Source organism: Virgibacillus necropolis, from assembly GCF_002224365.1.
GTDB lineage: Bacteria > Bacillota > Bacilli > Bacillales > Amphibacillaceae > Virgibacillus_F > Virgibacillus_F necropolis.
Map to the genome: position 1 here is coordinate 1,406,475 of NZ_CP022437.1, position 15,032 is coordinate 1,421,506.

The 15,032-nt window shown below is 40.4% G+C and carries 16 protein-coding genes, 3 pseudogenes and 1 riboswitch; all 19 genes and pseudogenes read left to right on the forward strand.

All coding sequences use genetic code 11. From position 1 onward, the window contains the following. Positions 1–68: 68 nt before the first annotated feature. Positions 69–353: pseudogene (locus CFK40_RS06440) on the forward strand (restriction endonuclease subunit R); the annotation flags it as partial. A gap of 246 nt (positions 354–599) precedes the next feature. Continuing rightward, on the forward strand, positions 600–908 hold the full coding sequence (locus CFK40_RS06445; protein WP_089531528.1) for a Vps53-like N-terminal domain-containing protein: 309 nt from the start codon (positions 600–602) through the stop codon (positions 906–908). 110 nt (positions 909–1,018) lie between these two features. Then, the gene (locus tag CFK40_RS06450; RefSeq protein ID WP_089531529.1) at positions 1,019–1,216 is read left to right on the forward strand and encodes a carbon storage regulator; all 198 of its coding nucleotides are present in this window, start codon (positions 1,019–1,021) and stop codon (positions 1,214–1,216) included. A 69-nt stretch (positions 1,217–1,285) separates the two neighbouring features. Then, positions 1,286–1,492: pseudogene (locus CFK40_RS06455) on the forward strand (flagellin N-terminal helical domain-containing protein); the annotation flags it as partial. Positions 1,493–1,771: 279 nt separating this feature from the next. Continuing rightward, positions 1,772–2,434 (forward strand): annotated as a pseudogene (locus tag CFK40_RS06460) (flagellin); the annotation flags it as partial. A gap of 73 nt (positions 2,435–2,507) precedes the next feature. Continuing rightward, positions 2,508–2,708 carry a hypothetical protein gene (locus CFK40_RS06465; RefSeq protein ID WP_089531531.1) on the forward strand — a complete coding sequence of 67 codons (201 nt, stop codon included), beginning with the start codon at positions 2,508–2,510 and terminating at the stop codon, positions 2,706–2,708. A gap of 411 nt (positions 2,709–3,119) precedes the next feature. Continuing rightward, a riboswitch (cobalamin riboswitch) is annotated at positions 3,120–3,302 on the forward strand. A gap of 150 nt (positions 3,303–3,452) precedes the next feature. Continuing rightward, on the forward strand, positions 3,453–4,442 hold the full coding sequence (locus tag CFK40_RS06470; RefSeq protein ID WP_227001882.1) for an ABC transporter substrate-binding protein: 990 nt from the start codon (positions 3,453–3,455) through the stop codon (positions 4,440–4,442). After that, complete coding sequence (locus CFK40_RS06475; protein WP_089531533.1) at positions 4,435–5,460, forward strand: FecCD family ABC transporter permease; 1,026 nt, start codon at positions 4,435–4,437, stop codon at positions 5,458–5,460. Before CFK40_RS06470 ends, CFK40_RS06475 begins: the two co-directional genes overlap by 8 nt. Next, complete coding sequence (locus CFK40_RS06480) at positions 5,457–6,926, forward strand: adenosylcobinamide amidohydrolase (protein ID WP_089531534.1); 1,470 nt, start codon at positions 5,457–5,459, stop codon at positions 6,924–6,926. The genes CFK40_RS06475 and CFK40_RS06480 overlap by 4 nt, the downstream gene beginning before the upstream one ends. Continuing rightward, a complete protein-coding gene (gene cbiB / locus CFK40_RS06485; RefSeq protein WP_089534311.1) occupies positions 6,926–7,885 on the forward strand; it encodes an adenosylcobinamide-phosphate synthase CbiB in 960 nt (319 codons plus the stop codon). The genes CFK40_RS06480 and cbiB overlap by 1 nt, the downstream gene beginning before the upstream one ends. Next, positions 7,860–8,930: a threonine-phosphate decarboxylase CobD gene (gene cobD, locus CFK40_RS06490; protein WP_089531535.1), complete on the forward strand. Its 1,071-nt coding sequence runs from the start codon at positions 7,860–7,862 to the stop codon at positions 8,928–8,930. Before cbiB ends, cobD begins: the two co-directional genes overlap by 26 nt. Further along, positions 8,924–9,457 carry a bifunctional adenosylcobinamide kinase/adenosylcobinamide-phosphate guanylyltransferase gene (locus CFK40_RS06495; RefSeq protein WP_089531536.1) on the forward strand — a complete coding sequence of 178 codons (534 nt, stop codon included), beginning with the start codon at positions 8,924–8,926 and terminating at the stop codon, positions 9,455–9,457. The genes cobD and CFK40_RS06495 overlap by 7 nt, the downstream gene beginning before the upstream one ends. Next, positions 9,454–10,923, forward strand: coding sequence for a cobyric acid synthase (locus CFK40_RS06500; protein WP_089531537.1), 1,470 nt, complete (start codon positions 9,454–9,456; stop codon positions 10,921–10,923). Before CFK40_RS06495 ends, CFK40_RS06500 begins: the two co-directional genes overlap by 4 nt. After that, entirely contained in the window at positions 10,920–11,699 is a 780-nt protein-coding gene (gene cobS / locus CFK40_RS06505) for an adenosylcobinamide-GDP ribazoletransferase (protein ID WP_089531538.1), read from the forward strand. The genes CFK40_RS06500 and cobS overlap by 4 nt, the downstream gene beginning before the upstream one ends. Then, on the forward strand, positions 11,669–12,268 hold the full coding sequence (locus tag CFK40_RS06510; protein WP_089531539.1) for a histidine phosphatase family protein: 600 nt from the start codon (positions 11,669–11,671) through the stop codon (positions 12,266–12,268). Before cobS ends, CFK40_RS06510 begins: the two co-directional genes overlap by 31 nt. Continuing rightward, entirely contained in the window at positions 12,229–12,633 is a 405-nt protein-coding gene (locus tag CFK40_RS06515) for a bifunctional adenosylcobinamide kinase/adenosylcobinamide-phosphate guanylyltransferase (RefSeq protein ID WP_089531540.1), read from the forward strand. The genes CFK40_RS06510 and CFK40_RS06515 overlap by 40 nt, the downstream gene beginning before the upstream one ends. 12 nt (positions 12,634–12,645) lie before the next feature. Continuing rightward, positions 12,646–13,233 (forward strand): cob(I)yrinic acid a,c-diamide adenosyltransferase, encoded by a 588-nt coding sequence (locus tag CFK40_RS06520; protein ID WP_089531541.1) that lies wholly within the window; start codon positions 12,646–12,648, stop codon positions 13,231–13,233. Further along, a complete protein-coding gene (locus CFK40_RS06525; RefSeq protein ID WP_152640104.1) occupies positions 13,184–13,945 on the forward strand; it encodes a hypothetical protein in 762 nt (253 codons plus the stop codon). Before CFK40_RS06520 ends, CFK40_RS06525 begins: the two co-directional genes overlap by 50 nt. Positions 13,946–14,067: 122 nt before the next feature. After that, positions 14,068–14,847, forward strand: coding sequence for an enoyl-ACP reductase FabI (gene fabI, locus CFK40_RS06530; RefSeq protein ID WP_089531543.1), 780 nt, complete (start codon positions 14,068–14,070; stop codon positions 14,845–14,847). The last annotated feature ends 185 nt before the right edge of the window (positions 14,848–15,032 follow it).

Consider the following 15,032-nt stretch of genomic DNA (forward strand, 5'->3'; position numbering starts at 1 on the left):
AAACATTTTTATTTGTGTGTTCAATGATACTATTTTGGTTACAAACAGGGCATCTTGTATAATAACACCAGTTGGTCATTGCGACAGGAAAGTATATTGGAGAAGGTTTTGATAATGCCCGTTTGGACACGTTGATTTTGGCAATGCCAATATCATGGAAAGGAACTTTGCAACAATATGTTGGCAGACTTCATCGACTACATGATGATAAGAATGTTGTTAAGGTTTTTGATTATGTTGACCATCAGGTTCCCGCACTAAAAAAGATGTTTGAAAATCGACTGAAAGGATATAAGTCGATGGGGTATAGGTTGGAGAAAGCGGGTACTAATGTAGAAAAGAAGGGGCAGTAGATGAGGTTGTTTTAAAAAGTAACAGCCACGAACCAGGAAGCACTTATTGAATTGATGGTGGAGAACGTGCGTAAAAGTATGTGAAATTAAAAAGTTGATGGTTATGAGTTATGTGAAATCTATTTTTGTGAAGGTGAAAAATAGATTTTAACCATACTTTTTAGTCGAATTTCACTTTATGTACGCTTGTCGAATTTTCGTGTGAGTGCTAGACTTATAAAAACGCCTTATAGAGGAGGAAGTTCTTTGACTGAAGTTACTATGAATGATTTATTTGTTGCTATAAAGGATTTGTCAGGGGATATCGGCGGTATAAAAACAGAGATAAAAGACGTTAAAACAACCGTTAATAGTATAGAAAAGAGAGTTACTAATCTAGAAACAGGAATGCAAGAAATAAGAAATGAAATACAAGAAGTAAAAGCAGATATGCGAGAAATGAAAGCTGAGTTAAAACATGACATTAAAAAACTGGGTATAAAGTATAAGCACTTAACACAAGATGTGATGGATGTAAGAGCAGATATGGCTGAGTTGCAAGAAGGGACCAATTAAAGCGTGCAAATGCATGCTTATTTTTTTGCCCAAAAAAGTTATCAAAAACTAGTTAAACAATCCCCAACCATGCCGATATAAGTAGTATATCATCAGGGAGGATGATAGATTTGGCCTTAACGTTAAGGAGAAATCCTGGAGAAAAGCTCTATATCATTGATCCAAATGGCAACGAGATTGAAATTGAGATCGTCAAAGGCGATCGCAATAAGCCAGAGGATTACATGCGATTACGGGTGAACGCTCCAAAAGATTACAAGGTTCTCAGAGGAGAACTGTACGATGGTTTTGTTAATAACTCTTTATAAGAGTTGTTATAGATGCGAGACATAAGGATGTGACTCGCGAAAAATTATACTTACATGGAGGTAAGGAAAATGAAAATTAATCACAATATCGCAGCTTTAAACACGTACAACCAGTTGTCACGTAACCAAGGTGCAACAGCAGGGTCGTTAGAAAAATTGTCTTCAGGACTTCGTATCAACAGTGCAGCTGATGATGCAGCTGGATTAGCTATCTCTGAAAAAATGCGAGGCCAGGTTCGAGGTTTGGAAATGGCTAGTAAGAATGCTCAAGACGGTAGACTAGAAATGCCGCTCTAAGTAGTAATACTTAGATGAAAACTCCGTGAATTCGGTGGAACTCCAAACCAACCTAGCAGTGTGGATGGTGGACAATACCGAGCCAAGCCTAATGAATTGGTAGATTGTAGTTAGGAAGGTGTAACGACCAGGTGGTGAGGAACCATACTGATAACCCACCCACGAGCGCGGGGCATCCTAATAGGATGAAGATATGGTCTGAACTCTATGGAGACATAGAGAAGCAGCGGATAAAGAGCCACTGCGATAACAAATGTGATTTCTTTGATTCAAACTGCTGAGGGTGCTTTAAGTGAAACTCACTCAATTCTCCAACGTATGCGTGAATTGGCTGTTCAAAGTTCGAACGATACGAATACTGATTCAGATCGTGCAGAAATGCAAAAAGAAGTAAATCAATTAGCAGAAGAAATTACTAGAATCTCCAATAATACAGAATTCAATACTCAGAATTTATTAGGCGGGGGTTTTGACGGGACTCTTCATATTGGCGCTAATGCGGGACAAAATATAAATCTTCAAATCGGGGCTATGGATGCAAGCACATTAGGAGTTGGTGTCGGTACACCAACCGATTACTCTGATCCTACAGCACCTGTTAAGGCAACTGTAACTAATGGAATAGAAATAACTACTCAAACTTCTGCAGATGCAGCTATTACTATAATAAACAGTGCAATTGAAACAGTTTCAGCTGAACGTTCTAAATTGGGAGCAGTTCAAAACCGTTTAGATCACACTATTAATAACCTAGGAACTTCTGCAGAAAATCTAACTGCTGCAGAATCGCGTATCCGCGATGTTGATATGGCGAAAGAAATGATGACGTTCACTAAGAACAACATCCTTACACAGGCGGCACAAGCAATGTTAGCCCAAGCCAACCAACAACCGCAAGGCGTATTACAACTTCTACGTTAATATTAGATGTTTTATAGGGACTCTAGTTCTGCTAGGGTTCCTTTCTTAAGAATAAGCTAAGGATGTGTTTTATATGGAAACAGTAATTGAAAAATATGAAAAAGAGATAGAAGGAACAACAGTTTCTATTACGGTTAAAAAGACAAACAACAAAGAAAGTTCTTATTATGCTATATCCTCATTAAATGTTGATGGAGCTGGGAAAACCATTGAAGAGGCAAAAGGAAAGTGTGAAAGTGCAACTAAAATGCAAATATTAATGAGTGGAATTTAGTAGACTTTTTTATAAGGTGCTATCACCCTATGCAACTAAAAATTGAATGGAAATTAAAATAAATACAGGTTAATAAATCTAGTTGTTATTATACGTTATGACGCATTTCCCTAAACCGATGTGCATAACGTATATTTTGTCTTGGGTGCGGGTTGCTTGATAATCAGGAAATGTATTACAAATCAATAAATATTTCCACATCCCTAAAATAAATTTCTACTAAAGGAACGCTCCAATCTAATCGTATAGAAGAAAATCAAAATGTTGAAGTAAAACCTTTTCTATGACTTTACTGAAATATAATATAACACCACCACCGTCAACAAAGCACCAATAGGAATGGCATAAATCTAGTTTCCCCCATGAAACCCTAGTATTTTTCCAAAATCATTAGTAGAATAGTAAATAGTTGAATAGGCGAAGAAAATAGGTGTGATGTTATCCATCACTTAATAGGGAAGTTGGTTGAAGTCCAACGCGGTCCCGCCACTGTATTTGCGAGCAACCTGCACGATTCCACTGTGTGTTAAACATGGGAAGGAGTAGGAAGTGATGACCATTAGCCAGGAAACCTACCTGTTTTTTCCCACCAATAACCTACGCGGATAGGGGGTGTATAGTAAATGGATACTGCATGGTCGCAATAAGCGCTTTGTAGAGTTCTTTCGTGTGCACATCTTCATTGCGAGATGTGTATTTTTAATGCTCAAATTTAGTTTATTAAATTACAGGGGGAAGATTAACTTGAAACATTTATCAAATTACATATTTATGTTACTTATGGCGATTGGACTGTTAGTTGGTTGCGGAGACAATGAAGAATCAAGTCAACCTAAAGCAGACAAGAATGAAGAAAGTACAAGTACAGAAGAGACACAAGACCAAGCTACTGCATATCCACTGACCGTGGAGGACTCAGCAGGAAATGAAGTTGTACTTGAAGAAGATCCTGCGAAAATTGTTACGCTTATTCCTAGTAATACAGAAGTTGTCTTTGCTCTTGGTGCAGGTGAGCAGGTTGTCGGGGTATCTGATCATGACAACTACCCTGAGCAAGTGAAAGAGATTGATAAGGTTGGTGGGATGCAAATTAATACGGAAAAAGTCCTTTCCTTAAAGCCTGATCTCGTTCTTGCTCACGGTTCAAGTGCCCATAATTCACAAGCAGCACTTGATCAAATTACTAGTGCAGGGATTCCAGTCTATATTGTTAAGAACGCTTCTGATTTTAAAAGTGTTTATGAAACGATTCATTCGATTGGTAAATTGGTAGATGAGCAGAATGAAGCTGAGAGTATCGTGTCAGGGATGAAGGACAAGCTTGCAACGATTAAGGAAAAGGCAACTGAGATAAAGGATCCAAAAAGTGTGTTTGTTGAAGTATCTCCGATGCCGGAAATTTATACGACTGGAACGGGTACATTTATGAACCAAATGCTAAAAGCGATTAATGCCAAGAATGCGGCTGCAGATCTTGAAGGTTGGGTGAAGATGAATGAAGAGGCCGTCATTAGTTTACAACCAGATGTTGTTATTACAACGTATGGCTATTATACAGAAAACTCAGTAGCCCAAGTGCTTAATCGAGAAGGATGGGAACAAGTACCTGCAATTGAAAATAAACAGGTATTTGACGTTCACTCTGATATTGTCTCTCGGTCTGGTCCTCGATTAATTGAAGGTGTAGAACAATTGGCAGAAACGATTTATCCGGAAACGTTCGGTGATGAATAAACCATTAGCCTATCTAGGGAGCTTGATTATTTTAATAAGTGCATGGCTGGCAGGGGTGGCTATTGGCAGTGTACCTATTCCGCTTCCGGTTATTATCGGGGCAATCGTGGAAACGATAACTCCTTATCAAACAAATGTTGATCCAATCAATATTAGTATTATTGTAGATGTTCGCATGCCACGGGTCGTATTAGCTGGACTCGTGGGTGCGTCACTCGCGATAGCTGGTGCTTCTTTTCAAGGTCTGCTTCAAAACCCTTTAGCAGATCCGTATACATTAGGAGTGTCATCAGGAGCATCTGTCGGGGCAGTATTGGTTCTTTTTGTAGGATTTACTTTGCCGGTTTTCTCCTCTTTCACACTACCTATTGTTAGTATTTGTACGGCTATTATCACGTTGCTGTTCGTTATTGGATTTGCACGTATGCTTGATCACACCCTTTCAATTGAGACGCTTATACTGACAGGGATTGTGATGGGGTCTTTTCTGGGTTCTGTTATTTCCCTTATGATTGCATTAACTGGTGAAGAGCTCAGGCAAATTGTCGGTTGGCTTCTTGGAAGTGTGGCGATGCGAGGATGGGATTATGTAGGATTACTCCTCCCTTTTTTTGTAATTGGTGTGTTTGTCCTATTGACTCAGGGACAGGAATTAAACGCCATGTCTCTAGGTGAGGAACGGGCAAGGCAGCTCGGTGTACCTACGGAAAAAAGAAAAGCGTTGATTTTAGTCGCAGCCTCTATCTTAACTGGTGCTGCGGTTGCGGTGTCAGGGGCAATCGGTTTTGTCGGGTTAGTCGTTCCCCATATTTGCAGGAGAGTTTTTACTACGGATCATAGGCATCTCATCCCACTAGCATTAATTAACGGTGCGACTTTCTTAATATTGGCGGATCTTGTTTCCAGAACAATTATTGCTCCTGCCGAATTACCTATTGGTGTAATCACTTCGCTCATAGGTGCGCCAATTTTTGCTATCATTTTATATCAGCAAAGGAAAAAAGGAGCGAGTGCATGATTCAAATTACGAACATGACAGGAGGATATGGGGAAAAGCCAATTGTTGACGATGTTAGTTTTACTATTGATAGTGGTGAGTTTTTTGGTGTAGTAGGTCCTAATGGTAGTGGGAAAACGACTCTATTTAAGCTGATGAGTAGGATCATTCCCCTATGGAAAGGAAATGTGTTTATTGAACAAAAGCCTCTCCAGTATTACACACGTAAACAGCTTGCCCGTAAGGTAGCGACATTACCACAGATTCAGCAGAGCTTTTTTTCCTATAATGTCTATGAAACAGTGATGATGGGACGCTATGCGTATCAAACAGGTTTTTTTAAGCAACCGACAGAACTGGATAAAGATGTGGTTAAGCGTGTGTTAGAACAAACGGGGTTGACTAAAATGCGTACAAATCCCTTAGACCATTTAAGTGGGGGGGAAAGGCAGCGTGTTTATTTAGCGCAAGCCCTTGCACAGGAACCTGATATTTTGCTACTTGATGAACCCACTAATCATCTTGACTTCAGTTATCAAAAACAACTTTTGGATGACTTAAAACAGTTGTCTTTGACCAATCGTTTAACAGTCGTATCTATTTTTCATGATTTAAATATCGCAAGTCTTTATTGTGATCGACTGTTATTAATGGATCAAGGGCAGATAACACAGATAGGCAAACCGGAAGAGGTGATGAAAAAAGCGTTACTTGAGCGAGTCTATCATTCTTCCATTGATGTTCATGCCAATCCTACATTATCAAGCCCACAGATGAACTTGTTGCCGGATTATTCATTGGAAAAAACCAGTTCAATCCTATCACCGGAGCTATTGGAAGTTACGGAGGAGAAGGTTGTAATAAAAACAACGCAGTTACTTAAAACCTTTTCTTCGGCTCTCGTTGGAGGAGGATTTGGCTGGTACCGTAACTTCATTAATTACCATGTTGATAAAAACTTTAACTGTCATTCTCCGCGTCAACTGATGCTGGAAAAATGTCAACAGTGGGGGATGGCTGAGCATGACACGGTAGCGATGATGACAGCGGCACACTTGCCCGATTATGCTGTACGGTTTTCCGTGGAAGAAAATGTACGGATCCTCATTGTCGTTACAGCTGGAACGGGTAATGCAGTTGACGTGGTTCATGGTGGGAATAGGATGTTAAACAACCAACCTGGTACAGTAAATACATGGATTTTCATCGAGGGACATCTTTCTGAACAAGCATTTATTCAAGGAATCGTTACAGCAACTGAAGCAAAAACAAAAGCTTTCTCCATTTGTGGAATCAAAGATCCAATGACAGAGACGCTAGCTACAGGGACTTCAACAGATAGTGTTTTGATTGCAAGTACGCAAAAAGGGGAGAACCTTGAATATGCAGGACCGATCACCTTTCTTGGGAGCCGGATAGGGGAAATGGTTTATGAAGCTACAAAGGAAGCTATTGAACATAATATAGAGAGAATGAAGCATACATGATAGAACATCTTATTGCAATAACGATAGCGTTTTTACTAGATTTATGGCTTGGTGATCCACGCTGGTTGCCACATCCTGTCCGTATGATAGGGAGTTTGATTCATTTCCTTGAAAAACGATGGAATAAAGGGAAGTTCCGTCGCTTCAAGGGGATTGTCATGGTTATCATTGTGTGTAGCTTGGTTAGTGCGATCGCTTGGTTAGTTACATTACTAGGCTATCATGTTCATGTTGTGTTAGGTATAGTTATCGAGTCATACTTTATTTGGACAACGATCGCATTAAAGGGTTTGAAAGAAGCGTCGATGGATGTGTATACACCACTTATTGAGTCTGATTATGCTGTGGCGCGCCAACAGTTATCAATGATTGTTGGGCGAGATACCGCTCATTTAGGTGAATCTGAAATGACGCGGGGAACAGTTGAAACGGTTGCTGAAAATACGAGTGATGGTATTACAGCACCACTTATTTTTGCTCTTTTAGGTGGTGCACCTTTAGCTATGCTTTATCGTGCTGTGAATACGTGTGACTCGATGGTAGGGTATCGTCACGAACGGTATTATTACTTTGGCTGGGCATCTGCTCGTTTAGATGATGTATTAAACTGGATACCTGCTAGGCTGACAGCACTATTACTTTTATTGTTGGAACAGACCCCTTATCAAACAAAAAAGGAAGCATTTATACTGTTATTTAGCCATTCAAAACGTCATCCGAGTCCAAATAGCGGCTGGGGGGAAGCAGCTTTTGCGTTATTACTTGGGATTCAATTAGGTGGGGAAAATCGATACTTCGGGGAGGTCTCTATCAGGCCAACAATAGGCATTGCTTACGAGGAAATGAATGCTGAACACATAAAAGCCGCTCATCACTTGATGACACGAGCCACACTTTATGTCATGACATTTTTATGGATAGGAGGTGTAGCCATTGAAATGGCCAGCACATGGAGCTAATCCACACTATTTAACAGACGCTTTACAACTACCAAAAGTTACCCACGATTTTAGTGTGAATGTCAATCCACTCGGTCCACCATATTGGTTACAAGAAAAGTGGGGTGACTATTTCGAGTTAATGACAAACTATCCAGATCCTGAAGCGGGCGCGCTTCGTCATGCAATTGCTAATCAAGAATCGATTCCAGCAGAGCAGGTTCTGGTCGGGAATGGCGCTTCTGAGTTACTTACATTAATCGGACGAGAGTTTGCTGGGAAAGGTGTATTAATTGTTGAGCCTACCTTTTCTGAATATCGTATGATTGCTGAAATGAACAATTGTATAGTAGATTCCGTTTTTCTAACAGAGACGGAAGGATGGGCGCTACCTTTAGAACGAATTAAATCCAAGCTTACTGGTGTAGATCTTGTAATTGTCTGTAATCCAAACAATCCGACAGGCGTTTCTTATGAACAGAACGTGCTTATTGAGCTATTGAATGAGCTTGAGAGAAAAAGGATTTCGCTCGTTATCGACGAAGCTTTTTATGATTTTGTTCAAGACGAGCCCTCACTCATGCAAAGAGTAAACACATCATCACAGCTTATTATTTTGCGTTCACTGACAAAGATGTACGCAATTCCAGGCTTAAGGATCGGTTATCTTGTTACGTCAGAAGCAATGGTTCGGAAGTTAGCATCTCATCAACCAACATGGAGTGTAAATGCGCTAGCTCAAGAAATTGCAGGGTCATGTATTAATGATCATTCTTATCGACAACGGACACGGGAGTTGATTCAATCGGAGAAGGAACGGATTTTCCCACGACTACAGGAGCTATCTTTCACCGTATCGGAAAGTGATGTCAATTATTATTTATTAGGGGGATATCCGTCCTTAAGTGATACCCTGCTTCCTTATCTTTTGAAAAATCGAGTGGCTATTCGCCATACACTTAATTTTCCTGGATTAAATGGGGATTATGTTCGTCTGGCTATCCGTACAAAAAAAGAAAATGACATCTTACTTGAACTTATAGAGAGGTGGGTTCAGACATGCTAACCTTTGTTTGTGGTGGTGTAAGAAGCGGGAAGACGAGCTATGCAGAGAAGGGCATATTGAATACAAAGTTAGCAAATCTTCATTATGTAGCTACGGGAGTAGTGACAGATTCGGAAATGCAGGAACGTGTGTACCGTCATAAAGATGACCGCCTACAAAGCGTCAGGTCTTGGCAAACTTGGGAACAACCGACAGGCATTAATCAGCTTACTTTTTCAAGCGACGATGCCGTTCTTCTCGATTGTTTAACAACATGGATAACAAATGAAATGATGGCGCAAGAAGACAAGGATCTAGATGATATGATTCGTTTTTTAATAAAACAGTTGGAAAAACTCGTGGCAAGTGCCGGAGAAGTTTATATTGTTTCCAATGATCTTAGTCGTGATATCCCATCTTCCTATAGGATGGTTCAGGACTATTTATACATCCTTGGTTCTATACATAGGTTTGTTGTCGGGCGTTCAGATAAAGCGATTGAAATGGTTTATGGTGTACCATTACTTCATAAGGGGGAGGAAGTATGAAAGGTGTTATGGTTCAAGGGACAGCATCTAATGTAGGGAAAAGCTGGATTGTTACTGGCTTATGTCGACTACTCGCAAATCGTGGTGTTCGAGTTGCTCCATTTAAATCACAAAACATGTCAAATAACTCTTATGTGACAATCGATGGAAAAGAGATAGGCCGCGCTCAGGGTGTTCAGGCTGAAGCTGCCCGAGTTGAAGCAACAGTCGATATGAATCCTATTTTGTTAAAGCCGACGAGTGATCAACGGGCAGAGGTGATTATCCATGGAGCAAGCAAAGAGGCTTGGACAGGATCAGCGTATCGTACCCAATGGTATGAATATGGGAGACAAGCGATCCAACAATCCATTCAATGTTTAGAAGCGGAATATGACACCTTGGTGGTTGAAGGAGCAGGAAGCCCGGTTGAAGTGAACCTAAATGACCGTGAATTGGTAAATATGTCAATCGCTGATCTTATTGATATACCAGTCATTCTAGTTGCGGACATTGATAGAGGAGGCGTGTTTGCCAGTATTGTTGGTACATTGGAATTGTTACCAGAAAGTCACCTGAAGCGTGTGAAAGGCTTGATTATTAATAAGTTTCGCGGTCAACGTTCATTATTTGAAAACGGTGTAACATGGCTTGAAAACTATACAGGATTACCTGTCTTAGGTGTGATCCCTCATTTAGATGATCACCGAATTGAAGGGGAAGATTCCTTAACAGTCCAAGCATCTCATTCTACGCTTGAACAGTCTCTTGATATTGCTGTTGTCCATTGGCCCTATTTATCGAATGACACGGATATTTCTCCTCTTTCTTTAGAAGTAGACGTTTCGATTCGCTATGTTCGGTCAGCTGACGAACTTGGGACACCTGATGCGCTCATTTTACCAGGGACGCGAAGCACGATTGAAGATTATCTTGCATGTGCTGAAATTGGTCTAGCCGCGGCTATCAAAGAGTATGCAAGGCAAGGAGTAGCCGTAGGCATTTGTGGCGGATATCAAATCCTCTCTGAGGTGATGTATCACGATGAGTCTGATCGCGAGGGAACAAAAGGAATAGGCGTGTTTCCTCTTTCAACGACGTTTGTGAAAAACAAAAAAACAATTCGTGCTCAAGGACATGTTCACGAAGCTAGCGGATATTTCCCTGTAGCAATGTCTGGTTATGAAATTCATCTTGGCCGAACGTCTGGATCTATCACCAACCCCTTCCTTCAACTGGATGATGGGCCAGAAGGGATAAGCCTTGATCAAGGGCGTCTAGTCGGGACCTATCTTCATGACTGCTTTCACAATGATGAGTGGCGTACAGAGTGGCTGAATCGCTTACGCATGAGATCGGGCCTATCAGAAAAGCCAACGCTTCATACGGTCAACCGAGCGAATCGTTACGACAATTTGGCTAATCATTTAGAAACGCATCTTGATATAGATAAGATTCTAGCAATGATCGAGGTAAGTGGCACATGAGAAATTTCCGATTAGGGGCATTATTTGCTTTGCAGTTTTTCTCCGTGTTTCCTATAAGGAGAAATATTGAACCGACTACACGTACAGTGCGTTCCAGTCTTAGATGGTTACCTATTCTAGGACTTTCTATCGGAACGTTTAATGCACTTATGTTTTATGGTCTTGATTCTCTTACATCTCTAAGTCTGCTTAGTTTGATTGTTTTTGCGATCATCATTCCGGCTATTTGGAGTGGTGGACTTCATCTTGATGGATTAATGGATACGGGAGATGCCTTTTTTTCCTACCAGGACAAGCATAAACGGTTAGAAGTAATGAAGGACCCGCGTACAGGAGCCTTTGGTGTATTGGTCCTGCTTGTTGTGTTAATTATCCGGTTTGTTTTCATGTATGAAGCTTTTCTTAGTGACTTTTCCGTGATTGGCTTTCTAATAGTAGTTCCACTTTTATCGAGATGTATGATGATGCTGCTGTTAGGACACGGGACTTCTGCAAGGGAAAGTGGGTTATGCTATTTCTTTAAAAAACATTATAATCGTAGCGTGACATATTGGATTATTGGACTAACACTTGTAGTTTGTGCTGCAATGGCATTTCTTTCTTCGTATCACTTTATCATCAGCTTAGCTATGATTCTGGCTTCCATAATCGTAATGTGGGGAGTTAGGGTATGGGCGATCCGATCGTTTGGTGGGATAACAGGTGATGTTTGCGGTGCACTACTTGAAGGGACGGAGACTTGCTTATGGTTCATCGTTTGGTTATTTTATATTTAATTCGTCATGGAGAGACTCCTTCAAATGTACAAAGACGTTATTTAGGCTGGCGAAATGAGGCAATGTCTGAGCAAGGACGCCTACAAGTTATGGATTTAAAGAAACACCTTCCTGCGTTGCAAAAGGTCTATGCTAGTGACCTAGATCGATGTAGAGAAACTGCATCGATCCTCTCCCAAGTAGTTGAAGAAACAAATAGATTGCGTGAGTATAATTTTGGGAACTTTGATGGTTTTACCTATGAGGAGTTACAAGGTAAAGATGAATATAAACAATGGCTAAACGATATGGAATCAATCACCCCGCCAAACGGAGAGAGCTTAATCTTTTTTAAAAGCCGCGTACTTAGCTTTTTTGCCCAACTGATTGATGATCATTGTTATTCAAATGAGCCTGTTGCAATCATTACTCATGGTGGAGTAATCCGCACGATGCTCCATCATTGGTCAAACGTCTCAGAATCAATGTGGGATTGGGCAGTTGCACCAGGCGAGGCCTACAAAGTCATCCTTAAGAAGGAGGGAGATCAATGGATTTTATCACAGGCGGTGCATATAACGGAAAGCTAGACTGGGTGCTTGATAATTATCATGGCGATTACACAATTTTAAAAGACAACGAGGAACTCGAACCTGTTCGAACCCCCATTCTAATTGTAACTAATCTTGAAGCTTCCATTTATACGTACTATATCGATCAGACAGACGGGGGTCAACAATGGCAGGAGTATTATCACTCTCTAATGGAATGGGAACGAGAGAACACATCACGTCGACTAGTAATGATCGGAACAGACATTACTGGTGGAATTGTCCCTATGGAACAGAGGCATCGATTGTGGCGGGATAAAGTAGGGTTTATTTATCAACAATTAACAAAAGATGCTAATCATGTATTTCGAGTATGGTTTGGAAAATCGCAGCAACTAAAATAGGAGGAGATTTAAATGAGGTTATATACAAAAACGGGTGACAAAGGTCAGACGAGTGTTATTGGCGGCAGAGTAGATAAGGATGATATCCGTGTAGAGGCCTATGGTACAGTCGATGAGGCGAATAGTTTTGTAGGGAAAGCTCGTTCAGAATTAACGGATTCACGCTTTAATGAAGTTCAAGAGGAATTGGAAAAAATCCAACACGAGCTATTTGATTGTGGTGGTGATTTAGCAAATAAAAAATCAAACCGTCCATTTAAGCTTCAAGAAGAAAGTGTGGAATGGCTTGAGCAACGTATGGATGAATACATTAAGCTAACACCAGAACTAGAGCGTTTTATTTTGCCAGGCGGATCACCTGCAGCATCAACGTTACACATAGCTAGAACGATTACCCGTCGTTCGGAACGTCTCGTCGTTTCCTTACAAAAACAGGAAACCATCCATCCTGTCTGCCTCATGTATTTGAACAGATTATCTGATTACTTTTTTGCTTTAGCACGCTATGTAAATATGGTGCAGCAAACAAAAGATGTAGAGTATATCCGCAGTGCGAAAGTTTTCCGTTCCGCAAAGAAAAAATCGGAAGACAAAGCCTGATCTAATGGGACAGCCATTGTGTATTCATGCAGGAGATGGACGTGAACTCGTAATTGCTACTGATAATGCAGGGGGGATCGGCTTAAAGCCAAATGATAATGTTCAGGTAGCCTATCAAACGGTTGCTGAGTCATTATTCCGTGTATCCCTAATGGATTGCTTATCAATAGGGGCGACTCCGTTTGCCGTAACAATAAGTAACTTTGTTGGGGACGAAATATGGGAGGAACTTGAACAAACGGTTAGAAGCCTTGAAACCTCGCTTGGTTTTTCACTTGATATTACTGGTAGTACGGAATCGAATATGGAAATGAGCCAATCAGCGATAAGCCTATCCATGCTTGGCTGGGTTCATTTTGCTGAAAAAAGAATAGAAATTCCTTCTGAAGAGCTGGGAGTGGCTATCATTGGTGAGCCACTTGTTGGCAATGACGTTATTGATTATCCTGAAAAAATAGCCCCACTTGAATTGTTTGTAACTATAACAAAACAAAGATGGATTTATGATAGTTTACCTGTTGGCTCTAAGGGCATTCAACATCGAATCAAGGAGTTAAAGGAAAAGTATAAATGGGAAGATAGGGATTTCGTCATTCCTTTTGATGTAAATGCGTCTGGTGGTCCATCGACTAGTTTTATCATTACTTATGACCGGAAACATAAGGGAAATTTAATACGGATTGCGGATCGATATACAACTTTTTTTGATTGATTAAAATGTAGAAGATTATTTTTGAAGTTTATTCTTTATTCATTTCAATAAAAACATTTGTATCAGAGCCAGATTTAAGCTAGATTATAATATAGAAGTAATAAATTTATGGAGGTACATATATGAACGGTTTAATGAACGGAAAGAATATTGTTGTGATGGGTGTGGCGAATAATAGAAGTATCGCATGGGGAATTGCCAAGTCCTTACATAATGCAGGAGCGAACTTGATTTTCACAAATCGCCAAGAGCGTTCAAAAAAGAAGTTAGAAAAGCTACTAAATGAAAATGACATAAACGATTCCTTATTGGTATCATGTGATGTATCAGACGATGCGAGTATTGCTGCAGCATTCGAGGAGATTGGCGAGAAGGTTGGGGTAATTCACGGTGTTGTGCATTCTGTTGCGTTTGCAGATCGTGATGATTTAAATGGTGACTTTGTTGATACGTCACGTGACGGTTATTTACTGGCACAGGACATCAGCTCTTATTCGTTAGTAGCGGTTACCAGAGAGGCACGCAAGTTCATGACAGAGGGTGGAGGAATTGTTACTCAATCTTATCTAGGTGCGGAAAAAGTTGTGAAGAACTACAATGTGATGGGAGTAGCTAAAGCTGCTTTGGAAGCAAGTGTCCGTTATCTGGCTGAGGATGTTGGACCAGCTGGAATTCGTGTGAATGCGGTATCTGCAGGACCTGTAAGGACATTATCTGCAAAAGGTGTTTCTGGATTTAGTGATAAGTTATCTATAATCGAAGAGAAGGCACCATTACGTCGTCACATTGATCAGGATCAGGTTGGCGATGCGACATTATTTTTACTGAGCGAAATGGCTCGTGGAGTAACAGGAGAAGTTTTACACGTCGATTCAGGCTTCCACATTATTGCAGGATCCTAATAAAATGGAGAAGAAACAGTATGCAAAATTAATGCATACTGTTTTTTCTGTGTAAAAAGGCCTAGCAAGATTTTGTAGTTGAATTTAATTACAAACATTTGTTCGTATTTTTATGGTTAATATGACGTTTTTTGTGCTATAATAACAATTAGATAAGGTTCTTTTAGGTGGTCGGCTAGCCCTAT

Bases quoted from the DNA above. Each gene is read 5' to 3' on its own strand.
- CFK40_RS06465 (WP_089531531.1), top strand. From the start codon at position 2,508: ATGGAAACAGTAATTGAAAAATATGAAAAAGAGATAGAAGGAACAACA.
- CFK40_RS06475 (WP_089531533.1), top strand. From the start codon at position 4,435: ATGAATAAACCATTAGCCTATCTAGGGAGCTTGATTATTTTAATAAGT.
- CFK40_RS06480 (WP_089531534.1), top strand. From the start codon at position 5,457: ATGATTCAAATTACGAACATGACAGGAGGATATGGGGAAAAGCCAATT.
- CFK40_RS06495 (WP_089531536.1), top strand. From the start codon at position 8,924: ATGCTAACCTTTGTTTGTGGTGGTGTAAGAAGCGGGAAGACGAGCTAT.
- CFK40_RS06500 (WP_089531537.1), top strand. From the start codon at position 9,454: ATGAAAGGTGTTATGGTTCAAGGGACAGCATCTAATGTAGGGAAAAGC.
- cobS (WP_089531538.1), top strand. From the start codon at position 10,920: ATGAGAAATTTCCGATTAGGGGCATTATTTGCTTTGCAGTTTTTCTCC.
- CFK40_RS06510 (WP_089531539.1), top strand. From the start codon at position 11,669: ATGGTTCATCGTTTGGTTATTTTATATTTAATTCGTCATGGAGAGACT.
- CFK40_RS06515 (WP_089531540.1), top strand. From the start codon at position 12,229: ATGGATTTTATCACAGGCGGTGCATATAACGGAAAGCTAGACTGGGTG.
- CFK40_RS06520 (WP_089531541.1), top strand. From the start codon at position 12,646: ATGAGGTTATATACAAAAACGGGTGACAAAGGTCAGACGAGTGTTATT.
- fabI (WP_089531543.1), top strand. From the start codon at position 14,068: ATGAACGGTTTAATGAACGGAAAGAATATTGTTGTGATGGGTGTGGCG.